The following is a 22,330-nucleotide window of genomic DNA, read 5'->3' on the forward strand; positions in this document are numbered from 1 at the left end:
CCCACGCGGCGGCCCGTGCGTGCCCGCGTGCGGGCCCGGCGCTGATACGGTCTGCCGACGTGGGGGATCACTACTTCGCGCCGCGTCCCGGGACGGCGAGCCGCCCGGCGACCGTCGACCTCGTCCTGCCGGACCTGCATCTGCGCCTGGCCACCGACCGCGGCATGTTCTCACCCGACCGGATCGACGCCGGCACCCGCATCCTGCTGGAGACCGTCCCCCCTCCCCCCGCCCACGGCGACCTCCTCGACCTGGGCTGCGGCTACGGCCCCATCGCCCTGACCATGGCGAGCCGCTCGCCGCAGGCGAGCGTGTGGGGTGTGGACGTGAACGAGCGCGCGCTGCAAGCCGCGCGAGAGAACGCCAAAACCGGCGGCCTTGACAACGTAAGGTTCAGTCGGGCGGACGAGATCGACCCGTCCCGCCGCTACGCCGCGCTCTGGTCCAACCCGCCGATCCGCATCGGCAAACCCGCCCTGCACGCCCTGCTGCTCACCTGGCTGCCCCGCCTGTCCCCCGGCGCCCTCGCCCACCTGGTCGTGCAGAAGCACCTGGGGTCGGACTCCCTGCACCGCTGGCTCGACCAGCAGGGCTACCCCACCGAACGCGTCGCGTCCCGCTCGGCCTACCGCGTCCTGGCCGTCACCCGCCCCGACACCCCCGACGAGGGAACCACCCGATGAGCACCCCGCCCGCCGGCCGCCGCCAGCTCCGCCCCACCGACGTCAAGCGCCTCAACCGCGACTGGCGCCGCCGCACCGGGCACCGCGTCGACCTGCTCGTCGAGTCGGTCACCCAGCCGTTCAACCTCGGCTCCATCGTCCGCAGCGCCGCGGTCTTCGGCGTCTCCCACATCTGGCTCGCCGGGAACGCCACCCCCTTGGACCACCGCAACGTCGCCAAGACCGCCCTGGGCACCGAACGCCTCGTCCCCTGGGAGCACGCGGGCACGGCCGCGCAGGCCGCCGCCCGCGTCCGCGCCGAGGGGCTGCGGCTCATCGCCGTGGAACTGACCACCGACGCCGTGCCGCTGCACGACGCGCCGCTGGACGGCGACGTGTGCCTGGCCGTCGGCGGCGAGGACCACGGCGTCTCCCCCGCCCTGCTGGCCGCCGCCGACGCCGTCGCCTACATCCCCCAGATCGGGCGCGTCGGCTCCCTCAACGTCGCCGTCGCCACCGCCGTCGCCCTGGCCGAGACCCGGCGCCGCGAGTGGACCGCGCCCGCCTGACCACCGAACGGGGTCAGGCGCGGTAGGACTCCATCAGGGCCGCGAACTCGGGCAGGCTGATCTTGCCGTCGCGGTCGGCGTCGGCCTGCACGACGACCTCGACGGCGCGGGTGTCGGAGATCTCCTGACCCAGGGCGCTCATCAGGTTCTTCAGCTCCGCCGGGGAGATCTGGCCGTCGCCGTCGGCGTCCACCAGCTCGAACGTGGCACGGTACTGCTCGGGGTCGGCCATCGGGGCTCCTCATCGTCGCGGTCGGTGTCAGTGCAGGGACGGTAGCACCCCGACCCGCCACCTTTACGAAGTAAGATCAACGGTGGGCGGGCCGCGGGGGATAATCGGGGACGTGCCGCGCTCGCATCCCTTCCTCGACCACCCCGGCCCCATCCCCTTCGCCCACCGCGGCGGCGCCGGAGCCCGCCCCGAGAACTCCATGGCCGCCTTCCAGCGCGCCACCGACCTCGGCTACCGCTACCTGGAGACCGACGCCCACGCCACCGCCGACGGCGTCGTCCTGGCCTTCCACGACCGCACCCTGGACCGCGTCACCGACCGCACCGGCGTCCTGGCCCGCCTCCCCTACGCCGAGGTCGCCAAGGCCCGCATCGCCGGAACCGAGCCCATCCCGGCGCTGGAGGACGTCCTCGGCTCCTTCCCCGACGCCCGCGTCAACATCGACCTCAAGGACGCCCACGTCATCGGGCCCCTCGCCGAGGTCCTGCACCGCACCCGCGCCTTCGACCGCGTGTGCGTCACGTCGTTCTCCACGCGCCGCCTGGCCCAGATGCGCGCCCGCCTCCCCCTGTTCACCCGGCAGCCCGTCTGCATGGCCCTGGGGCCCCGCGACATCGCCACCCTGCGCGCCCTGTCCTACGGACGTCCCGGCCCGCGCCTGGCCCGCCTCGCCGCCCTGGCCGACGCCGGCGTCACCTGTGCCCAGGTCCCCCCGTCGTTCGGGCCGCTGCGCGTCATCACCGAGTCGTTCGTCGCCCAGTGCCACGCCCTGGGCCTGAAGGTCCACGCCTGGACCATCAACGACCCCGCCACCATGCACCACCTGCTCGACCTCGGCGTCGACGGCATCATGACCGACGAACTGGTCTCCCTGCGCCACGTCCTGTCCTCACGCGGCCTATGGCACCACACCCGCCCCCTCCCCCAGCACGACTGACCCCGAACAGGGCGTCACGCGACGCGGGGTCAGGGGCCGAAGCCCGGGGGGCGGCGGGGGCCCGGCGGGGGGCGGAGTTCGGCGGCGATGCGCAGGGGGCGCGGGGCGCGGTCGTCGGCGGGCGACGCGGCGGGCCCGCCGGACTGGGTGAGGTCGATGCGCTGTTCGCGCAGGGCGCGCAGAAGCTCCAGGTCGTCGGCCGACACCAGCGCGGCCATGGGGCGTCCGCGCCGCGTCAGCAGGATCGGGTCGCCGGTGTAGGCGACCCGGTTGACCAGATCGGCGAACTGGGCGCGTGCCTCGGTAACCGGGATCTCCACGGATTCATCGTATAGCGAACTCCGTGGCGCCCCCCGGATCGCGAACTGTACGTTCTGTACAGTTCGAGGAAACGAGGAGGCACCATGCACCTGCCCATCACGATCCCGGGCCAGCTCCCGGGCGGCACGGCACCCGGCACGCACCGGCCCGAGACGTTCACCGGACGCTCGTCCGCGACCGTCACCACCGCCGGGCTCGCCGACGCGAGTCTCTACCAGCGGCTGCTCGCCCAGCGCATCGTCCTCATCGGCCAGGAGATCGACGACGAGCTCGCCAACCGCGTCAACGCCCAGCTCCTGCTGCTGGCCGCCCAGGACTCCGCCCGCGACATCACCCTGTACATCAACTCCCCCGGCGGCGTCGTGGACGCCGGGATGGCGATCTACGACATGATGCACTTCGTCCCCAACGACGTCTCCACCGTCGGGCTCGGCATGGCCGCCTCCATGGGCCAGTCCCTGCTGTGCGCCGGCGCCCCCGGCAAGCGGTACGCGCTGCGGCACACCCGCGTGATGATGCACCAGCCGTCCGGCGGCATCGGCGGCACCGCCTCCGACATCAAGATCCAGGCCGAGCAGTCCCTATACCTCAAGCGCGTCCTGGCCGAACGCACCGCCTTCCACACCGGGCAGCCCGTCGACCGCATCGAGGCCGACTCCGACCGCGACCGCTGGTTCACCGCCGAGCAGGCCCGCGACTACGGCCTGGTCGACCACGTCATCGACAGCACCGACCGGGTCGGCGCCTGATGGACCGGCCCCGCGCGCGGCACGTCCTGCCGTCCTTCGTCGAACGCACGAGCTACGGCGTCAAGGAGATGGACCCCTACAACAAGCTGTTCGAGGAACGCATCGTGTTCCTCGGCGCGCCCCTGGACGACACCGCCGCCGCCGACGTCACCGTCCAGCTCCTGGCCCTGGAGGGCATCGACCCCGACCGGCCCATCCACCTCTACCTCAACAGCCCCGGCGGCTCGCTCACCGCGATGCTCGCCGTCCACGACACCATGACCTACATCCGCCCGCCCGTGGAGACCACCTGCCTCGGCCAGGCCGGATCGGCCGCCGCCGTCCTGCTCGCCGCCGGACGGCCCGGCACCCGCGCCGCCCTCGCCAACGCCCGCGTCCTGCTGCACGAACCCGCCACCGACGTCGTGCGCGGCGCGTCCAGCGACCTGGAGATCCAGGCGGCCGAGATCCTGCGCCAGCGCGCCCAGACCGAGGACATCCTGGCCGCCGCCACCGGACGCGACACCGAACAGGTCCGCCGCGACCTGCACCGGCACCGCTACTTCACCGCCGAGCAGGCCCGCGACTACGGCCTCATCGACCACGTCCTCACCACCCGGACCTGACGCACGCGGCCACAAACGGCAGGGTTGGACCCTCCCCCGGGCGGGAATCTTGAGACCGGACTCAGCGTTGGCATGGACGTACAAGGCAAGCCGTCTGGGAGGCACGTCACGATGGCCGAGCGCGCACTTCGCGGCACCCGTCTCGGAGCGACCAGCTACGAGAACGATCGCAACACCGACCTGGCCCCGCGCCAGGAGGTGGACTACACCTGCGGCAAGGGGCATCGGTTCACCGTGACGCTCGCTGCCGAGGCCGAGGTACCGATGACATGGGAATGCCGGAGCTGCGGGGTCACCGCTCTCCGGGTCGACGGGGAACTGCCGCAGACCAAGAAGGGCAAGCCGGCACGCACCCACTGGGACATGCTCATGGAACGCCGAACCGTCGAAGACCTCGAAGAGGTCCTCGCCGAACGCCTGGCGATCCTGCGAGCCGGACGCCGCAAGAGCGCCTGACCCACACAAAGCACCCGCCAGGGCCCGCACCGACCACCACCGGCGCGGGCCCTGACCCGTTCTCCCCCACCGGCGGCCCCACACGCGACGCACACGACCTCCGGGCCGCCCCGGGCACCCCGCGACGCCGCGCGACCGCGACACCGACCACACCGTCGACAACCTGACCGGCACTGGGCTGTGGCTCGGGATGACGGTGTGCGCGGTGAGTGCTGGTCGCGGCGTTCCTGACCCGGCCGTCACGGCTCGTCTCCCGTGCGCCGAACTCGCCCGAACGCGCGTCGCCGCGACCGGAGAGCGTCGTCTCGCGCTGATCCTGTGCGACCCGGACCGACGAGCGCCAGGGCACGCGTTGCCTCCCCACCGCTGCCCAGCAGCGACACGGTCCGGACCAGCGGCAGGATCTTCACTGGCTAACACGGTTTGCATCACTCACCCGCCACCTTGACAAAGTAAGGTGAAGTCGGGCGCCCGACCGTGCTGCGGCTGCACGTACCGGGTGCGGTGATGCCGCGCGGGCTTGTGGTGGTGTCGCACCGCGTGGCGACGGGCGTGGCGTGGGTCAGGCGTGCGGACGGTTCAGGCCGGGCCTGTGGTCCCCCGACGGTTCCGCGTCCGGGGTGTCGGCGCGGGGGGCGTCGTCGTGGACGACCTCTCCCTGGACGATCGGGCCGTCCGGGCCCTGGGGGGTGCGGCCCGGGGGTGGGGTGAAGCCGGGTGGGAAGACGGCCACGCGGGGGCGGGATGCGGCGCGGCGGGCCGCCCAGCGTCCGGCGGCGCGGCGCAGCGGCGGGCGGGTCACCGGCAGGACCAGGGCCAGGCCCAGTACGTCGGTGACGAACCCCGGCAGCATCAGCAGCATGCCGCCGGCCATCACCAGCGCGGAGTCACCGACGTCGCGGCTCGGCAGGGCGCCGGTGCGGGCGGTCTCCTGAAGGGCGCGCCAGGCGCGGCGGCCCTCCCGGCGGACGATCAGGCCGCCCAGCACGGCGAACCCCGCCAGCAGCGCCAGCGTCGGCCAGCCGCCCAGCAGCGACACCGCCTGGACGAGCAGCAGGATCTCCACCAGCGGCAGCAGCAGGATCGACACGATCAGCAGTCGCGACAGCATGACTCCGGTCTTCACGTCGGAAAAAGCGAGCCTCTCCCCCGGTACAACGCCGCACGGCCGCCGAACGTTTCCCGCCCGCCGCACAACGTTCCCCGTCCGCCTCGACCCGCCCGACCCCGCCGGGGGACGTCAGCGCCGCCCGCGCAGCCGCGCCACGCGCGCCGCCACACCCCACTGCGTGACCCGCAGCGCGGCCTCGGCGATGACGTCGCGGCTCATCTTGCTCTCGCCGTACTCGCGGTCGGCGAACGTGATCGGCACCTCCACGACCCGCAGCCCCTGCCGCACCGCGCGCAGCGCCAGGTCGATCTGGAAGCAGTAACCGCGCGACTCCACGCCCTCCAGGTCGATCTTGGCCAGGGTGGCGGCGCGGAACGCGCGGAACCCGCCGGTGGCGTCCGACAGCGGCACGCCCAGCATCAGCTTGGCGTAGGTGTTGGCGCCGCGCGACAGGACCTCGCGCGAGCGCGGCCAGTTCTCCACCTTGCCGCCGCGCACCCAGCGGGCGCCGATGACCAGGTCGGCGTCGGCCAGGGCGGCCAGCAGGCGCGGCAGTTCCTCGGGCCGGTGCGAGCCGTCGGCGTCCATCTCGACCATGACGTCGTAGCCGCGCTCGGCCGCCCAGCCGAACCCGGCGATGTAGGCGGCGCCCAGCCCGTTCTTGGCGGTGCGGTGCAGGACGTGGACGTGGTCGTCGGCGGCGGCGATCCGGTCGGCGATGTCGCCGGTGCCGTCGGGGCTGGAGTCGTCCACGACCAGCACCGAGGCCGCCGGCACGGAGGCGCGTACCCGGCCGACGATGGACTCGATGTTCTCCGCCTCGTCATAGGTCGGAATGATCACGACGATCCGGCCGAGCCCGGCCGGGTCGACGACCGCGTCACCCGCGGCTGTGCTGTCCATCAGTGTCCGTTCCCCTCGTTCCCCATCGTGTGCACCCTGCGGCGGCGCAGGCCCGCCGCGCCGACGACCGCACCGACGCCCAGCAGGGTCAGCGCCCATTCGGGCGCCGCGCCCACGCGTCCGGCGACGGTGCGATCGGTACGGGCCGGAACCGCCGCGACCTGTAGATCGGGTGTGAACTCCGCCGATCGTGACAGCACCCGGCCGTCGGGGGCAACGACGGCGCTGATGCCGCTCGTCGCCGCCACCAAGATCGTACGGCCGTGCTCGACGGCGCGTAGCCGCGACATCGCGATCTGCTGCGGCGGCAGGCTGGTGCGGCCGTAGGTGGCGTTGTTGGTCTGGACGACGAGCAGTTCGCCGCCCGCCACGTCGCGGACCTCGCGGTCATAGGCGACCTCGAAGCAGATGACGTCGCCGATCGTCACCGGGCCCAGCCGCATCACCCCCGAGCGGGTGCCGCGCGCGAAGTCGCGCGGGATGCGCTCGAAGCGGGTGATGAGCTCGGTGAGCAGCGGCCGGAACGGCAGGTACTCGCCGAACGGGACGGGATGGCGCTTGACGTAGTAGTCGCCGGGGCCGGTGACGGGGTCCCACACGATGCCGCGGTTCTCCACCTGGGTGCCGTCGGCGCTGTCGACCAGCGCGCCGACCAGGACCGGGACGCCGACGTCCTTCACGGCGGCGTCGATGGCGGTGTAGGCGTCGGGTTCGGCGTAGGGGTCCAGGTCGCTGGCGTTCTCGGGCCACACGACCAGTTCGGGGCGGGCCACCCGCCCCGCGCGCACCTGCGCGGCCAGCGCGTGCGTCTGCCGGACGTGGTTGTCGAGGACGGCCTTGCGCTGCCCGAGGAAGTCCAGGCCGAGGCGCGGCACGTTGCCCTGCACGACGGCGACGGTCACCGCGCGCCCGGCGGTGGGCGTGGGCACGAGCTGCGCCCCGGCGCCCAGGACCGCGATCACGCCCAGCGCGGCGGCGGCGCCGGTCACGCCGCGCCGCCGCGTGCCCTCCCGGCGGGCGCGGACGGCGCAGACGGCCGCGGCGGCCAGCAGGGTGCCCGTCAGGGCCGTCACGAAGGTCACCAGGGGGGCGCCGCCGAGCGCGGCGTAGGGGGTGAGGAGGGTGGCGGTCTGGCTGAAGGCCAGGCGGGCCCAGGGGAAGCCGCCGAACGGGACGCTGCCGCGCGCCAGCTCCTGCGCGACCCACAGCGCGGCGATCCACACCGGCCAGCCGCGCAGCCGCGACACCGCCGCCATCGCGGCGGCCATCGGGACGAAGTACAGGGCCTGGACGAGCGAGAGCAGCACCCACGCGTCCGGGCCGATCTTGACGATGCCGGTCAGGACGGGCAGGAAGAACGCGGCCCCGGCCAGGAACCCCAGCCAGGCGCCCGCACGGGCGGGCATGCCGCGCAGCGCCAGCGTCAGCGCCGCGACCCCGGCGGGCGCCAGGACGATCAGGTCGAGCGGGGGGAAAGCCGTCCACAGCAGCAGCCCGGCGGCCACAGCGACCAGGGGACGGACGCGCCCCGCCCGGCGCACACCGCGCCACCGCACCCGGCGCGGCGCGGCGGCCGCGCCGTCGGGCGAGTCCACGCCGGTGCGCGTGCTCGTCTCGGCGCGTGAGTCCGTACCGGTACGTGCGCTCGTGTCCACGCGTGCGCCGGAGGCGGGGTCGGGAGCGTCGGGCTCGTCCGCGCCCGATGATCGGCCCACACGGGTGTCGTGTGCCACGTCTGCTCCTTACCCGGGAATCGTGCTGGCAGGAACGCTACCGGGTCACACGGACATCCCGGACGGGGCGGCGGAGCGGGGGCGCGGAAGAGGGCCCGGGACACCCCTCGGGCCGAAGCCGCCCCACAGGCGGTGAGAACGGTCTCCGTTTTCTACTGGATGTCCGGGCCCCTCCCGGGTCCAACCCCCGCGCGATCGGGCGGCTCCACCCGGGCGAGCGGCCCGGGGCCCCGCACCTGGTTCGGCGGGCGCGCCGGAGCGCGGGCCCGGTGGCACGGGGCGGACAGCGTCGCGGGCGGCCGATCGGTGAGTCCGCGCTGGACCCGAGCAAAACTATCCGGTTCCCCCGCCTTGTCAACCTCCCCGTGCCCTGCGTCGACCCCCCGTCGCCGCAGGTCACCGCAGGCGCGGCGGGGGCGCCGAAATCAGTCCGCGGCGGCGGGCACGACGACCGTTCCGGTCGCGGTCACCACCGTGATCGGCTCGGGCAGCGTCTCGGCGGCCGACTCGCGCAGGTCCGACCGTCCCCGGCACACCACGCGAGCCTCCAGCGCCAGGGTGCGGCTGCGGCGCCCGACGCGGGTGACGACGGCGGTGGCCTCCAGCACGTCGCCCGCCCGGACCGGGGCCAGGAACCGCACGTCGGCGTAGCCGGCGAACAGGCCCTCGTCGCCGTCGGCGCGGATGCAGACCTCGGTGGCCACGTCGCCGAACAGGCCGAGCACGTAGGCGCCGTCGACCAGGTCCCCGGCGTAGTGGGCGTGGGCGTAGGGGACGTAGCGGCGGTGGGTGACGCTCAGTCCCTCGTGGGCGCCGGTCACGGCGTCTCCTCGGTGTCGGCGGCGCCGGGGTCGGCGTCGGGCAGCAGGGCGTGCACCAGGTAGGAGGCGACCTCGGCGGGGCCGGTGCCCTTGCCGAAGATGGCGTCCACGCCCAGGTCGGCGGCGGTGACCCCGTCGAAGCGGGGGCCGCCCGCGACCAGCAGCGGGCGGCCCATCCCGGCGGCGACGGCCGTCGGGTAGGCGGTGTGGAACGCGGCGGAGAGCCGCTTGACGTTGTGCAGGTGCGCGTTGCGCTGGGTGACGACCTGGGAGATCAGCACGGCGTCGGCGTTCTCGGCGCGGGCGCGGGCGAGCAGGTCGTCGACCTCGACCTGGGCGCCCAGGTTCACCACGCGCAGCTCCCGGTAGTACTCCAGGCCCTTCTCCCCCGCGTGTCCCTTGACGTTGAGGATCGCGTCGATGCCGACGGTGTGGGCGTCGGTGCCGATGCAGGCGCCGACGACGACCAGGCGGCGGCCCAGCGCGGCGCGGACGGCGCGGTTCACCTGCCCGGCCGACAGCAGCGGGTAGGCGCGGCCGGGCGGGGCGGGGATGGCGGCGTAGTCGATGAGGTGGCGGGTGCGTCCGTAGACGATGAAGAACGTGAAGTCGGGGCCCATCGCCTTGGCGTGCACGACGCCGGCCGGTTCCAGCCCCATGCGGGCGGCGAGCTGGAGCGCGGCGGCGTCGGCGCGGGGACCGGCCGGGACCGGCAGCGTGAACGACATCTGGATCAGGCCGTCGCCGGTGGTGTCGCCGTAGGGGCGCAGCACCTGGCGGGTGTCGGCGGGCTGGGCGGGCGCCGCGCCGGTCACGACGGGGCCCGTGGGCGTCTCGGTCATGCGGGGACCTCCTGGTGTCCGGCGTGGGCGGCGTGCGGGTCCTGGGCGTCCAGGAGTTCGGCGGCGGGGTTGCGGTAGCCGTCGGCGCGGGCGATGACGCCCTCGCCGCCGCGTCCGCCGTCGGGCGGGCGGCGGGTGACGCCGAAGGTGCCCTGCGCGATGGCGGTGAGCAGGCCGTCGTCGGCGACGCGTTCCAGCAGTTCCACCGACTCGGCCAGCACGCGCTCGGCGCGGCGGGCCACGAACCCGCCGGGGCGCGGGACGAAGTCCTCGGCCAGGTCGCCGCAGGCGTCGCGGACGTAGCGGACGTTCTCCAGCGCCAGGTCGCGGTCCGACAGCCACGGGGTGTGGATGCCCTCGGTCATCATGCCGACGAGCAGGATCGACTGGCCGGTCAGGACGCCGGCCAGGTTGAAGAACGCGTCCAGCAGGTATCCGGCGAAGATGTTGCCGGTCATGTGCCGGGTCGGCGGCATGTACTTCAGCGGCGCCGCCGGGAACAGCTCGCGGGCGAGCTGGGCGTGCGCCAGCTCCAGCCGGAACGAGCCGGGGATCTTGGGGTCGATCTCGAAGGCGTGGCCGAGGCCGAGCTGGTCGTCGCGCAGCCCGGCCTCGTGGCCGAACCGCTCGTTGAGGAGCTGGCTGACGGTGACGGTGTGGGCGGCGTCCACGGCGTCGGCGGTGGTGAGGTAGTTGTCCTCGCCGGTGTTGATGACGATCCCGGCGCGGGCGTGGATCTGGCGGGAGAACCGCTGGTCGATGAAGGTGCGGCGCGGGTTGATGTCGCGGAAGATGATCCCGTACATGCAGTCGTTGAGCATCATGTCCAGGCGCTCCTGCCCGGCCAGCACGGCGATCTCGGGCATGCACAGGCCCGAGGCGTAGTTCGTCAGGCGCACGTAGCGGCCCGTCTCGGCGGCGACCTGGTCCAGCGCGGCGCGCATCAGGCGGAAGTTCTCGCGGGTGGCGTAGGTGCCGGCGTAGCCCTCGCGGGTGGCGCCCTCGGGGACGTAGTCCAGGAGCGACTGGCCGGTGGAGCGGATGACGGCGATGACGTCGGCGCCCGCGCGGGCGGCGGCCTGGGCCTGCGGGACGTCCTCGTGGATGTCGCCGGTGGCGACGATGAGGTAGAGCAGCGGGCCGGGCGGGTCGCCCAGCGTGCGCAGCAGGCGGGTGCGTTCGGCGCGGCGGGCGTCGATGCCGGCCAGCCCGGCGGACGCGGCGCGGGTGGCGGCGGTCCCGGCGGTGTCGGCGTCGGGGCCGGCGGGGAGGCGGAAGCGGACGCGGCCGGCGGCGGTGGCGCGGGCCAGCGCGGGCAGGTCGCGGTGGTCGCGCAGCGCGTCCCAGACGGGCAGGGCGACGCCGTGCTCCAGGCCGACCTGGTCGGCGACGGCGTCGGTGAGGTGGTTGACCCAGGGGCGGCCGTCGGCGTCGGCGCCGGTCAGCCCGGCCAGGCGCAGCAGGGCGCGTTCGACCGACACGGTGGTGTGGGTGCGGGCCATCGCGATGACGGGTTCGGCGGCGCGGGCGGCCAGGGCGCGGGCGCGGCGGACCAGGTCGGGGTCCAGGGCGAGTTTTCCGTCCGGCACGGTCGGGGTCCCCTCTCGACGTTGCGCGACGGTACCGGCGATCGTCCCCGGTGACGCGTCCAGTACAGAAGATCCTCCGGCATGAGACCCGAATCACGCAAGAACCTGCTTGATTCGGCGAGAACCGAAAAAGCTGCACACTGCGACTCTCGGTTATCTATAGTGACGTTCAGTGTCCAGTAGCGTTCCGGTCCCCCCGGCGCCCAGTCACCGGAAAGAAGGGTCATGCCCGTCTATCTGCTCGCCTCGGCGTGCGCCGTCGCGGTGGTGTTCATCGCGAGCCGCGTCGCACGGCGATTCCGGCTCGGCAGCGAGGACGCCGAGACCGACGGACCCACCAACTCCCACACCGGCGCCATGCTCTCGGCGCTGTTCCTGGTCGCGTTCGCCATCGCGATCGTCGTCCCCTGGACGTCCGCCGACGCCGCCCGCCTCAACACCCACACCGAAGGGCAGGCCGTCGTCGAGGCCGCCTGGGCCGCGGCGCGGCTGCCCGCCCCCGACGGCGCCCGCGTCCAGAACGAGCTGACCGGCTACGCCCGCCTCGTGCGCGACCGGGAATGGCCCCGGATGCGCGAAGGCCGCATGGACCCGGCCGCCGCGTCCGCCCTCGACGCGATCCGCCGCGGCGTCATCGCCGTGCGCGCCGAGGAGGACGAGGAGAAGGACGCCCGCAACGCCGTCCTGGACCAGCTCAGCGCCATCTCCTCCGCCCGCCAGCAGCGCTCCATGGACGCCGCGATCTCCCCGCCCGCCGGGCTGCTGTTCATCACCGTCGTCACCGGGCTGGTCGTGCTGTTCCTGCCGTTCCTGTCCGGCGCGCGGCCCCAGCGCTGGACGCTCGTCCCGCTGGGCATCATGGCCGCCATGCTCGGCGTCGGCATCTGGCTCGCCGTCGACATCTCCCACGTCTTCGACGGCGCCCTCGCCGTCCCGCCCGACGCCTTCGCCGCCGCCCTCACCGACCTCGGCCGCATCACCGCGGGCGGCTGACCCATGCCCACCCCCCACCCACCCCACCACGACGCCCCCCGTCCGTCACCACACGACCACACCGCACGTCCGGCCCCCGCGCCGGAGCGACGACGGACGCGTCCAGCACGTGCGCGCCGCTTCGGGCAGCGACGCGGCCACGACCGAATCCCCGAGGCGCCGCCCACCCGCGAGCCACGCCACGGCGCCGAGACCGCCGACGCGAGAGGTCGGGCTGAAGCCGCCGACGCAGAACACGGCACTGAGGCCGCGGACATGGGAGGCGGCGATGAGGCTGCGGGCGCGGGACGCGGGTGGTGGTTCGTCGGTTTGCGCGGGCGGGGCGTCGTGCCGCGCGCGCTCGTCGTGGGCGGCGTGCTCGGCGGCGTGACGTTCATGCCCGTCATGCCGGCGGCGTCGGCGGCGCCCTCGCCGCCCGCGCCGGGCATCGTGATCTGTGTGGACGGGGTGCACGGCGGCGTGCACGTCGGGGTCGGCGGGAACGTCCAGGTCACCGTCGGGCGGCCGCGGTGCCACCGGCCACCGCCCAAACCCGTGCCGCCGCCCCCGCCCAAGCCCCCGCCTCCCCCGCCGCCTCCGGAGCCGCCGCCTCCGCCACCGGAACCGCCCGCGCCGCCTCCACCGGCACCGCCAGCGCCGGGACCGGAGCCCGAGCCGCCCGCGCCGCCGCCGGTCGCTGATCCGGCGCCGCCGCGTCCGGTGCAGCGACCGCGACCTGCGGCACCGCCCGCGGCCGAGCCGCCCGCCGTGCAGCCACCACGGCAGGCGCCGCCGCGAGCGCGCCCGACGCGTCCCGCTCCCCGGGCCACACCGGCTCCCCACCGCCGGACGGCCAAGGCGGCCGCCCCGGTCCCGCGACGCGATCCGCTGCGCTCGCCCCTCGTGATCGTGGTCCTGGCCGCGGTCATCGGGGCGGGCACCGCGATCGCGTTCGCCCGCTGAACGCTGGGCGGGACGGGCACCTCCCCCTCGTCCGTCCCGCCCAGCCCCCGACCACACCCGTCCGCCGGAGGAACCTCGTGCCGCAGCAGACCACTGTGCAACCCGGCCCCGCCCAGGGGCCGGGCGCGACCGTCGTCCCTCACCCCACCTCCGGAGCCGCCTGACACCAGTACGCCCGCCGGACCACGGGCCGGGACCACCCCGCCCCGCTCCGGCCGGTCACCCCCGGCACCACCGGCACCACCGGACACGCCGCCGACCCGGCGGCCCCAGAACGCTGAGCGCGACGAGCAACCCCCTCGCCCGTCCGCTCAGCCCGACCGAGGCACCGTGCCCGGTCGAGAAGGCGGGCGGCTCCCCACGGCCACCCGCCCGGCGCTGGGCGGGACGGGTACCTCCCCTCCCCCGACCCGCCCAGCGCCACCCCCACCACCCACACACGTCACAACCACGCGAAACCCGGCCCCTTCGCCCAAAGCCCCAAGGCCCACAACCCCCGCGCCCACTATTCACCGACCACACCGACCCGAACCCGCCACCGACCCCGATCCACACACCCCACGCCACACGCGCCCGCCGCGCGGCAGCAGACGCGCCAAGTCGGCCCCCGGGTTCCCTCACCGCACGAGCCCGCAGTGCACCAGCAGACGCGCCGAACCGACCCACCCCGCACCAAGCCGCCGCACGCCAGCAGAGGCCCGCCAGCAGACGCGCCGAACCAGCGCACGCCGGGTTCCCAGCGCCGCACGAGCACGCCGCGCCGAACCGGCTCACGCCGGTCCCTACACCGCACGAGCCCGCCGTGCGCCAGCAGTTGCACCAAGCCGACCTGCCAGTGCACACGCCGCACGAATCCGCTGCGCCGCAGCAGATGCGCCAAACCGGCGCGATCCGGGTTTCCCATGCCGCATGAACGCGCCGTGCCGCAGCAGATGCGCCGAGCAGTCCGCGCCGGGTTCCCCGCCGCGCGCGGTTGCGGCGCGCCGAGCCGGTCCATCTCGGCGTTCGGGGCCGTCCCTCGCGGCAGGACCGTCGCATCCTCCACCCGCAGCGCCGCCCGCACCCCGCCCAGCGGCTGCACCTTCAGCACCGCGATGTCGGTGGCGCCCGCCGCCTTCACACGGCCGTGGCGTCCGCGCGCTCACGCCACGCCGACGGATCGGCCGCGAACCGGGCCAGCGCCGCCTCGTCCACCTCCGGCACCGCGACGCTGGAGGAGCTGGCGGCGGTGCGGATGCGGGTGGACGTGCCGGTCGCGGCCGACGAGTCGATCCGCCGCGCCGAGATCGCCGCGCGCGATTGCGGGAGTCACCGACAGTGGTGCCGTCGGCGGCGATGTTATTGGGCGCTTGCGGGTGCGGTTGGCTTGCCGCCGGGGCGGTGTCCCACCGTCGCCGCCGCCGTCCACTCCACCGGCACCGGCTGACCTTCCCAGCCGTGACGCCGCGCCCAGAACCGAGACCCCGACCGGCCCGCCGGAGCGCACCACGGGATCATCGGCAACGGCGTGTGGACGCCGCCCCACGGACCGGCGCACCCGGCCGGACCGGTGAACCCTCCCCCTCTCACCCCGGAGTACCCAGAATGAAGTCCCAGCGCGACCGCCCGAAGCGGCGGTTCGGCCTCCCGGCGCGCAGGCGGCGCCTCCTGCTCGCCGTCCCGCTTGCGGCGGCCGTGCTGGTCGGCGGGTCCTACGCCGCCACCGCCGTCATGGACGTCCCGCCGCCGCACACGCTCTACCGCGTGCAGACCACCGAGCCGTCCCGGTGGGGCGACCTGTTCCCCGCTCGCACCGTCGCCGCGCCCGACCGGGCCGCGCCGCTGACCGCCGCTCCACGGCCCCTCCCCGCGACCGTGCCGTGGAAGGGCGCGCGGGTGGACGTCGCCCGGTTCCTGGCCGCGACGCGCACCAACGCGTTCCTCGTCGTGCGCGACGGCCGCCTCACCCACGAGTGGTACCGCGACGGCGTCACCGAGCGCACCCGGCTGTCGTCGTGGTCCATGGCCAAGTCGATGATCTCGCTGCTGGCCGGCCAGGCGATCGGACGCGGCGAACTGGCCGAGGACGACCGCCTCACCGACCTGCTCCCCGAGCTGCGCACCGGCGGCGCCTACGACGCGATCACCGTCCGGGACCTGCTCGACATGGCCTCGGGCGTCGACGTGTCCGAGAACTACAACGCCTACTGGCCCTTCACCGGCACCGCCCGCATGTACCTCACCCGCGACCTGCCCGGCTTCGTCCGCGACCACCGCACGGTCACCCACACGCCGGGCGGCCGCGCCGAGTACCGCAGCGTCGACACCCAGATCCTCGGGCTCGTCCTGGCCAGGGTGACGGGACGGACGCTGTCGGACCTGCTCACCGAGCGGATCTGGCGGCCGATCGGCGCCGAGCGCCCCGCCACCTGGAACCTGGACCGGCCCGGCGGCACCGAGAAGGCGTACTGCTGCGTCAACGCCACCGCCCGCGACTTCGCGCGCGTCGGACGGCTCGTCCTGGACGGCGGCCGCGCCGCCGGGCACCAGGTCGTGCCCGCCCCGTGGATCACCCGCATCGCCACCCCGTCCCGGCACCGGCTCGGCGGCTGGGGCTACTCCGCCCAGTGGTGGCACCCCGGCGGCGGCCGGGACTACTCGGCGCTCGGCATCCACGGCCAGTACACCTACGTCGACCCCGCCACCCGCACCGTCATCGTCAAGCTCAGCGACCACGGCACCGCCCAGGACGAACGCGACACCGTCGAGGTCTTCCGCGCCATCGCCCGCGCCTGAGCCCTACCGGCTCACAGGCCGGGGATCTCGTGGTTGCGGAAGGCGTCGACGAACAGCCGGTGGTCGTCGCGGACGACGGCGGCGTACTCGGTGCCGAACGCGACCATCGCCTCGACGAACGCGGTGGCGTCGTCGCCGAGGACGGCGCTGATGGCGTCCTCGACCTGGAACCCGACCAGGGTGTGGTCGGAGTCGGTGTCGGACACGCAGTGGATCTTGGCGGTGGCGCGGCCGAGGTCGTCCAGGACGGCGAGCATCTCCTCCGGCTCGGTCAGCGCCGTCCAGTCCAGGTCGGCCTCGTAGGGGGAGAGTTCCTGCACGACGTAGCCGACGCCGTCGATGGCGGTGTGGCCGAGCCAGGGGTCGGTGTTGGCCTGGAGGGCGCGGCGCGAGACGGCGGTGCGGTGGCCGTGGTGCTCGAAGTAGCCGCGGATGCGGGCGTCGTCGACGACGCGGCTGGGCGCGGCGACGTTGCCCTGCTTCATCGACAGGATGACGTCGTTCTCCAGCGCCTGGCTGTGCCCCTCGACCAGGATCGTGTAGGCCGACAGCCCCGCCGACCCGATGCCGAAACCGGACGCGCCCACGATGTCCTTGACGGCGTAGGTGAGGCGGCCAAACCGCTTGTCCTCGGGGATCGTCACCAGGTATTGCAGGTAGGCGGACTCGACGCGTTCGCGTTCGGCGTCGTCCAGGCGGCGGACGCCGGGCCCGGCGCGGAACCGCCGCTCGGTGCCCCGCACCTCGGTGAGGTTCCCGAGCAGCTCGATGCGGGTGGAGGCCAGCGCGGCGATGAGCACGTCGCGGACGTACCCGTCGGCGGTGTCGAGGGTGAGCGCGAAGGGGTCCTGGTCGCCGTGCTCGGCGAAGTGGCGGACCTGGTCGACGTAGGCGCGCACGTAGGTCTCGATGAGGCGCCGGATGTCGGCGTCGGAGATGGCCTTGCTCCACGCCAGCAGCGCCAGGCTGGCCACCAGCCGCTTGACGTCCCAGGTGAAGTGGCCGAGGTACGCCTCGTCGAAGTCGTTGACGTCGAAGACGAACACGCCGTCGTCGTTCATGTAGGTGCCGAAGTTCTGGGCGTGCAGGTCGCCCTGAATCCAGACGCGGCCGGTGCGTTCGTCGGCCCAGGGGTCCTCGTCGCGGGCCATGTCGGCGTAGAACAGGCAGGCGCTGCCCCGGTAGAACGCGAACGGGTCGGAGGCCATGCGGCGGAAGCGGCGGCGGAACTCGGCGGGGGCGCCTTCCATCAGGTCGGCGAACGCCTCGACCAGCACCTGGACGATCTGGGCGCGGCGTGCGGCGGGGTCGGCGGCGCGCAGTTCGGCGGTGATGCTCCCCATCGGCGGAACTCCTCCGGCTCGGCCCGCCCCGGCGGCGGGGTCCGCGATCATTGTGCCGAAGTCAGGGGTGCCCGGCGGGGAACATCGCACGAATGCCCGGTTCCTCGCGCAGCAGGCGGAAGGCGAGTTCGGCGTGGCCGGGCGTGTAGCCGTTGCCGATGAGGAGGGTGACGTCGGCGGCCAGTCCCTCGGCGCCGAGCGCGGCGGCGGTGAACGACGTCGCCATGGAGAAGAACACGACGGTGCCGCCGGGCGCCGTCGCCAGGACGGCGCCGTGCTCGCAGCCGGGGACGTCCACGCAGACGACGGTGACGTCGGCGGGAGCACCCAGCGCCGCGGCGACGGCGAGGGGGTCGCGGGCGTCGGCGACCACGACGCGGTCGGCCAGTCCCGCCGCCTCCAGGCGCGTCCGCTCGGCGTCGTCGCGGACCAGGCCCCAGACCGCGCCGGCGCCCGCGCGGCGCGCCGCCGCCAGCGACAGCGACCCGGACTTGCCCGCCGCACCGAGAACGGCCACCACCGGCCCCGCCGCGCCGCCCACGGACGGTACGACCTCGCCCACCCGCCCCGGTGCGGCGGGTGCGGTGCGTGGGTGGGCGTGGACGACGCGGGCGGTGAGGGCCGGGGCTCCGCACACGTCCAGGACCGACAGCGCCAGCGGGACGGGGACGTCGGCGGGCAGGACGGCGGCCAGGGAGCGGGCGAACAGGATCGCGTGCCCGGCCGTGGGGATCTGCTCGGACGCGCCGTCCCAGCGGGCCAGCCCGTCGGTGATGGCCAGCGGCGTCAGCGTGAGCGAGACGAGCGTGGCGACGGGGTCGCCGGGGCGCAGGCCCAGCGGCGAGTCGGGACCGGCGGCGGTGACGGTGCCGACGAGCATGCCGCCCGACCCGGTGACGGGATTGTGCATCTTGCCGCGCGTCTCGACGATCTCCAGCACCGCGCGGCGCAGCGCGGCGCCGGTGCCGTGCGCGTCGCGGAGCTGCCGGTAGGACGCGGCGTCCAGGTTGAGGCGCTCGACGGCGACCAGGACCTCGTCGGGGCCGATGGCGGGGTCGGGGTCGAGCCGGTGCGCGGCCTGCGGCAGCACGCCGGGCGGGTCCAGGACGCGGTGGAGCCCCACCGCACGTTCACGCTCACCCACGGCCAGCCTCCGAAAATTCTCCCGAGTGACTCTGGTTCAACGCAAAGTCTTCCCGTAACGTCGGCATCAGACAAGACGTTCCGGCCTTCGATCGTCGGAGGAGGGGTCGACGATGACCACCGCCCTGCACCCGGACACCGGTCCGCCGGCCCCGGCCGCCCAGCCCTACGCCTACCGCCGCGCCCCGCTCACCGAACCCGACTGGCGGCGGCTGCCCGGCTGGCGCGACGTCACCGCCGCCGAGTGGGAGTCGGCGCAGTGGCAGCGCGCCCACTGCGTCAAGAACGCCCGGCAGTTGCGCGCCGTCCTGGGCGACCTGGTCGGCGAGGAGTTCTACGCCGACCTGGAACGCGACCAGGCCACCCGCGCGACGATGTCGATGCTCCTCACCCCGCAGATGCTCAACACCATGGACGCGGCGGGCACCGAGGCGTTCCTGGCCGACCCCGTCCGCCGCTACATGCTGCCGGTCGCCTCGGACCGCCTGGCCGAGTGGCCGTCGCACCCGCGCGCGGCCCGCGACTCGCTGCACGAGGCCGAGATGTGGGTGGTGGAGGGCCTGACGCACCGCTACCCCACCAAGGTGCTCGCCGAGCTGCTGTCCACCTGCCCGCAGTACTGCGGGCACTGCACCCGCATGGACCTGGTCGGCACCTCCACCCCGGCCGTGGACAAGCACCGCTTCGCGCTGCGTCCCGCCGACCGGCACACCGCGATGCTCGACTACCTGCGCGCCACGCCGGGCGTGCGGGACGTGGTGGTGTCGGGCGGCGACGTGGCGAACCTGCCCTGGCCCCGGCTGGAGGCGTTCGTCGGCGCGCTGCTGGAGATCGACTCGATCCGCGACGTGCGGCTGGCCAGCAAGGCGCTGATGGGCCTGCCGCAGCACTGGCTGCAACCCGAGGTGCTGGCCGGGATGGAGCGGCTGGCCGGCACCGCCGCGCGGCGCGGCGTCCAGCTCGCCGTGCACACCCACGTCAACGCGGCCCGGTCGGTGACGCCGCTGGTGGCGCGCGCGGCGCGGGCGCTGCTGGACGCCGGGGTGCGCGACGTGCGCAACCAGGGCGTGCTGATGCGCGGCGTCAACGCCACCCCCGAGGCGCTGCTGGACCTGTCGTTCGCGCTGCTGGACGAGGCGCAGATCATGCCGTACTACCTGTACCTGTGCGACATGATCCCGTTCAGCGAGCACTGGCGGCCCGCGCTGCACGAGGCGCAGGACCTCCAGCACGCGATCATGGGCTACCTGCCGGGCTTCGCAACCCCGCGCATCGTGTGCGACGTCCCCTACGTCGGCAAGCGTTGGGTGCACCAGGTCGCCACCTACGACCGGACGCGCGGGATCAGCGAGTGGACCAAGAACTACCGGACCGCGATCGAGTCCGGTGACCCGGCCGCGCTGGAGCGCCGCCACCCCTACTACGACCCGGTGCACACGCTGCCCGAGGAGGGCCGCGCCTGGTGGGCGCGGCAGAAGACGACCTGATCCCCGGTTGTACGCTGACCGGAATGTCGTTCAACATCCGGTCCGAGGCGTTCCCGGTCGGCGCGCGGATCACCGCCGGCGAACTGGCGGGCGACCCGCACGCGCCGCTGGCGCGGCTGCGCGCCGCCGAGCCGGTGTCGTGGCTGCCCGCGCTGGACGGCTGGCTCGTCACCCGGCACGACCTGGCCGTCCGGGTGATGCGCGACGCCACGACGTTCACCGTCGACGACCCCCGGTTCAGCACCGCGCGGGTCGTCGGCCCCAGCATGCTGTCGCTGGACGGGCCCGCCCACACCCGGCACCGCGACCCGTTCGCCCGCCCGTTCCGGCCCGCCCGCACCCGCGAGCGGTTCGCCGCGTTCGTCACCGGGCAGGCCGCCGCCCGCGTCGCCGCGCTGGCCCCGGCGGGCCGCGCCGAGCTGCGCGGCGCGCTGGCCGGGCCGCTGGCCGTCGCGGTCGTCGCCGAGGCCCTCGGCCTGGACGGGGTCGACGCCGCCACCGTCCGCTCCTGGTACGCCGCGTTCGTGGACGCGGTGTCCGACCTCACCGCCGGGCGTCCCCTGCCCGCGGACGCCGCGCACGCCCGCGCCCGCCTGCGCGCGGCCGTCGAGGCGTCGCTGCCGTCCGGCGCCGGGGTGCTCGGTGAGGCGGCGGCGCATCCGGCGGGCCTGGCGACCGCCGAGCTGGTCTCCGACGCGGCCGTGCTGATGTTCGGCGGCATCGACACCACCGAGAGCATGATCGTCAACGCGGTGGCGGCGCTGCTGGCGCACCCCGCCGAACTGGACCGCGTCCGCGCCGACCCGGGCCTGCTGCCGGGCGCGATCGAGGAGTCGCTGCGGCACGAACCGGCGGCGGCCGTCGTCGACCGGTACGCCACCGCCGACGTCGAACTGGGCGGCGCGCCGGTCCGCGCGGGCGACCTGGTGCGCGTCTCGCTCACCGCCGCCAACCGCGACCCCGAGGTGTTCCCCGACCCCGACCGTTTCGACGTCGGACGCCCGAACGCGGGCGCCCATCTGGCGTTCGCGCACGGCCCGCACATCTGTTTCGGCGCCACGCTGGCCCGGCTGGAGACCACGGCGGCGCTCACCGCGCTGCTGGAGCGGCTGCCGGGGCTGCGCGCCGACGGCCCGGTCCCGCCCGCCCGCGGCCTGGTGTTCCGCCGCCCGGACACCCTGCCCGTGCGCTGGGACGACGCGCCCGCGCGGCACTGAGCGCACCCGAGGAGACGCGCCCGGTTTCTGACCACCTTCGGTCATGATCATGACGACGCGGGGTCCGGTGGCGCAACATAGTTACCGATAGCAGAACGTCACCGAAGGTTGTCTTCGCCGTCGAGGGAGCTCCATTGCCCGTCCAGCACGCCGCCGTCACGGAAACGCTCCGGGAGATGACCGGGGCGGTCCGCCGCCATCCCGCGCTGGAGAACGACTTCTACCGGCACTGGCTGTCGGGACCGCTCCCCTACGCGCAGGTCGAGGTGTTCGCCCGCGAGTTCTACGCGCGCACCATCGACACCACCGTCATGATCGCGCTGTCGGTGCTGCACACCGACGACCTGGCCGCCCGCGTCGAACGGGTCAAGCACCTGTACACCGAGTACGGCAACGGCGACCCCGCCAAGGCCCACCTGCTGCTGCTGGAGACGATGCTGACCGGGCTGCTCGGCCGGCTGCGCGACGAGCCCTACACCGCCGCCGAGCTGCGCGCGGGCGGCCGTCCGGAGACCCGCGCGTTCGGCGACGCCCGCCGCGCCCTGTTCACCGACGCCGACGCCCGCGTCGTGCGCGGCGCGCTGCTGGCACAGGAGGCGCTGGCGCACTCCACCACGATCCGCATGTACGAGGGGATGCGCAACTACAAGCACCTCTACGACGAGGACGACTTCCACCGCGCCTGCGAGTACTTCTACGTGCACATCTGCGAGGCCGCCAAGACCGACCTGCCCGGCCTGGTCGCCGACGCCGCCCGGGTCTGCCGCGACGAGGTCGACCTGGCCCAGGTCCGGCGCGGCTTCGACGGCGTCCTGGACCTGACGGCCGCGTACTGGGGCGCCGTCCACCGCGCCATGCGCGCCGTCTGACCGCCCCTCCCGCCCGCCCCGGCACCGCCGT

Annotated in this window: 22 protein-coding genes and 1 pseudogene; 12 read left to right on the top strand and 11 right to left on the bottom strand. The window is 74.4% G+C overall.

The window, feature by feature from the left end; genetic code table 11:
• Positions 1 to 59: 59 nt before the first annotated feature.
• Entirely contained in the window at positions 60 to 683 is a 624-nt protein-coding gene (locus C229_RS0117450) for a class I SAM-dependent methyltransferase (protein WP_018656375.1), read from the top strand.
• Positions 680 to 1,231, top strand: a complete 552-nt coding sequence (locus tag C229_RS0117455; protein ID WP_018656376.1) for a TrmH family RNA methyltransferase — start codon at positions 680 to 682, stop codon at positions 1,229 to 1,231. The genes C229_RS0117450 and C229_RS0117455 overlap by 4 nt, the downstream gene beginning before the upstream one ends.
• Before the next feature lie 13 nt (positions 1,232 to 1,244).
• Here the strand turns inward: C229_RS0117455 and C229_RS0117460 are convergent, their stop codons facing one another.
• Positions 1,245 to 1,463 carry an EF-hand domain-containing protein gene (locus C229_RS0117460; protein ID WP_018656377.1) on the bottom strand — a complete coding sequence of 73 codons (219 nt, stop codon included), beginning with the start codon at positions 1,461 to 1,463 and terminating at the stop codon, positions 1,245 to 1,247.
• A 112-nt stretch (positions 1,464 to 1,575) separates the two neighbouring features.
• Here C229_RS0117460 and C229_RS0117465 point away from each other — a divergent pair, with 112 nt between their 5' ends.
• A complete protein-coding gene (locus C229_RS0117465) occupies positions 1,576 to 2,400 on the top strand; it encodes a glycerophosphodiester phosphodiesterase family protein (protein ID WP_018656378.1) in 825 nt (274 codons plus the stop codon).
• A 29-nt stretch (positions 2,401 to 2,429) separates the two neighbouring features.
• Here the strand turns inward: C229_RS0117465 and C229_RS0117470 are convergent, their stop codons facing one another.
• A complete protein-coding gene (locus tag C229_RS0117470; protein ID WP_018656379.1) occupies positions 2,430 to 2,720 on the bottom strand; it encodes a type II toxin-antitoxin system Phd/YefM family antitoxin in 291 nt (96 codons plus the stop codon).
• An 84-nt stretch (positions 2,721 to 2,804) separates the two neighbouring features.
• Here C229_RS0117470 and C229_RS0117475 point away from each other — a divergent pair, with 84 nt between their 5' ends.
• From C229_RS0117475 to C229_RS0117485, 3 genes are all read left to right on the top strand, one after another.
• Entirely contained in the window at positions 2,805 to 3,470 is a 666-nt protein-coding gene (locus C229_RS0117475; protein ID WP_018656380.1) for a ClpP family protease, read from the top strand.
• Positions 3,470 to 4,075: an ATP-dependent Clp protease proteolytic subunit gene (locus C229_RS0117480; RefSeq protein WP_018656381.1), complete on the top strand. Its 606-nt coding sequence runs from the start codon at positions 3,470 to 3,472 to the stop codon at positions 4,073 to 4,075. The genes C229_RS0117475 and C229_RS0117480 overlap by 1 nt, the downstream gene beginning before the upstream one ends.
• Before the next feature lie 111 nt (positions 4,076 to 4,186).
• Positions 4,187 to 4,531 (top strand): RNA polymerase-binding protein RbpA, encoded by a 345-nt coding sequence (locus tag C229_RS0117485; RefSeq protein ID WP_018656382.1) that lies wholly within the window; start codon positions 4,187 to 4,189, stop codon positions 4,529 to 4,531.
• 562 nt (positions 4,532 to 5,093) lie between these two features.
• On the opposite strand, the gene C229_RS31010 is transcribed toward C229_RS0117485, so the two are convergent.
• From C229_RS31010 to kamD, 6 genes are all read right to left on the bottom strand, one after another.
• Positions 5,094 to 5,657, bottom strand: a complete 564-nt coding sequence (locus C229_RS31010; RefSeq protein WP_018656383.1) for an FxsA family protein — start codon at positions 5,655 to 5,657, stop codon at positions 5,094 to 5,096.
• A 114-nt stretch (positions 5,658 to 5,771) separates the two neighbouring features.
• The gene (locus C229_RS0117495; RefSeq protein WP_018656384.1) at positions 5,772 to 6,545 is read right to left on the bottom strand and encodes a polyprenol monophosphomannose synthase; all 774 of its coding nucleotides are present in this window, start codon (positions 6,543 to 6,545) and stop codon (positions 5,772 to 5,774) included.
• On the bottom strand, positions 6,545 to 8,278 hold the full coding sequence (gene lnt, locus C229_RS0117500) for an apolipoprotein N-acyltransferase (RefSeq protein ID WP_240487322.1): 1,734 nt from the start codon (positions 8,276 to 8,278) through the stop codon (positions 6,545 to 6,547). The genes C229_RS0117495 and lnt overlap by 1 nt, the downstream gene beginning before the upstream one ends.
• Positions 8,279 to 8,703: 425 nt before the next feature.
• Positions 8,704 to 9,099 (bottom strand): 3-aminobutyryl-CoA ammonia lyase, encoded by a 396-nt coding sequence (kal, locus tag C229_RS0117505; RefSeq protein WP_018656386.1) that lies wholly within the window; start codon positions 9,097 to 9,099, stop codon positions 8,704 to 8,706.
• Positions 9,096 to 9,941: a lysine 5,6-aminomutase subunit beta gene (kamE, locus tag C229_RS31015; protein WP_018656387.1), complete on the bottom strand. Its 846-nt coding sequence runs from the start codon at positions 9,939 to 9,941 to the stop codon at positions 9,096 to 9,098. Before kamE ends, kal begins: the two co-directional genes overlap by 4 nt.
• On the bottom strand, positions 9,938 to 11,530 hold the full coding sequence (gene kamD, locus C229_RS0117515) for a lysine 5,6-aminomutase subunit alpha (RefSeq protein ID WP_018656388.1): 1,593 nt from the start codon (positions 11,528 to 11,530) through the stop codon (positions 9,938 to 9,940). The genes kamE and kamD overlap by 4 nt, the downstream gene beginning before the upstream one ends.
• 225 nt (positions 11,531 to 11,755) lie before the next feature.
• Here kamD and C229_RS0117520 point away from each other — a divergent pair, with 225 nt between their 5' ends.
• Positions 11,756 to 12,523, top strand: coding sequence for a bestrophin-like domain (locus C229_RS0117520; RefSeq protein ID WP_018656389.1), 768 nt, complete (start codon positions 11,756 to 11,758; stop codon positions 12,521 to 12,523).
• Positions 12,524 to 14,486: 1,963 nt separating this feature from the next.
• Here C229_RS0117520 and C229_RS35450 read toward each other — a convergent pair.
• Positions 14,487 to 14,588 (bottom strand): annotated as a pseudogene (locus C229_RS35450) (o-succinylbenzoate synthase); the annotation flags it as partial.
• Between the two features lie 3 nt (positions 14,589 to 14,591).
• On the opposite strand from C229_RS35450, the gene C229_RS34345 reads away from it, so the two are divergent.
• Both C229_RS34345 and C229_RS0117540 read left to right on the top strand, forming a co-directional pair.
• Positions 14,592 to 14,891 (top strand): hypothetical protein, encoded by a 300-nt coding sequence (locus C229_RS34345; RefSeq protein ID WP_155884896.1) that lies wholly within the window; start codon positions 14,592 to 14,594, stop codon positions 14,889 to 14,891.
• 158 nt (positions 14,892 to 15,049) lie between these two features.
• Positions 15,050 to 16,240, top strand: a complete 1,191-nt coding sequence (locus C229_RS0117540) for a serine hydrolase domain-containing protein (protein WP_018656392.1) — start codon at positions 15,050 to 15,052, stop codon at positions 16,238 to 16,240.
• Positions 16,241 to 16,251: 11 nt separating this feature from the next.
• Here the strand turns inward: C229_RS0117540 and C229_RS0117545 are convergent, their stop codons facing one another.
• Both C229_RS0117545 and kdd read right to left on the bottom strand, forming a co-directional pair.
• Complete coding sequence (locus tag C229_RS0117545) at positions 16,252 to 17,583, bottom strand: DUF2252 domain-containing protein (RefSeq protein ID WP_018656393.1); 1,332 nt, start codon at positions 17,581 to 17,583, stop codon at positions 16,252 to 16,254.
• Positions 17,584 to 17,644: 61 nt separating this feature from the next.
• Positions 17,645 to 18,727, bottom strand: a complete 1,083-nt coding sequence (gene kdd, locus C229_RS0117550) for an L-erythro-3,5-diaminohexanoate dehydrogenase (RefSeq protein ID WP_240487323.1) — start codon at positions 18,725 to 18,727, stop codon at positions 17,645 to 17,647.
• 112 nt (positions 18,728 to 18,839) lie between these two features.
• Here kdd and C229_RS0117555 point away from each other — a divergent pair, with 112 nt between their 5' ends.
• The 3 genes from C229_RS0117555 to C229_RS0117565 all read left to right on the top strand — a co-directional run bounded on the left by C229_RS0117555 (position 18,840) and on the right by C229_RS0117565 (position 22,299).
• A complete protein-coding gene (locus C229_RS0117555; protein ID WP_018656395.1) occupies positions 18,840 to 20,213 on the top strand; it encodes a KamA family radical SAM protein in 1,374 nt (457 codons plus the stop codon).
• A gap of 23 nt (positions 20,214 to 20,236) precedes the next feature.
• Positions 20,237 to 21,430 (top strand): cytochrome P450, encoded by a 1,194-nt coding sequence (locus C229_RS0117560; RefSeq protein WP_018656396.1) that lies wholly within the window; start codon positions 20,237 to 20,239, stop codon positions 21,428 to 21,430.
• Between the two features lie 176 nt (positions 21,431 to 21,606).
• The gene (locus C229_RS0117565) at positions 21,607 to 22,299 is read left to right on the top strand and encodes an iron-containing redox enzyme family protein (RefSeq protein WP_240487324.1); all 693 of its coding nucleotides are present in this window, start codon (positions 21,607 to 21,609) and stop codon (positions 22,297 to 22,299) included.
• Positions 22,300 to 22,330: the final 31 nt, after the last annotated feature.

The sequence above is a fragment of the Actinomadura flavalba DSM 45200 genome (assembly GCF_000374305.1).
In the GTDB taxonomy this organism is placed as follows: Bacteria; Actinomycetota; Actinomycetes; order Streptosporangiales; family Streptosporangiaceae; genus Spirillospora; species Spirillospora flavalba.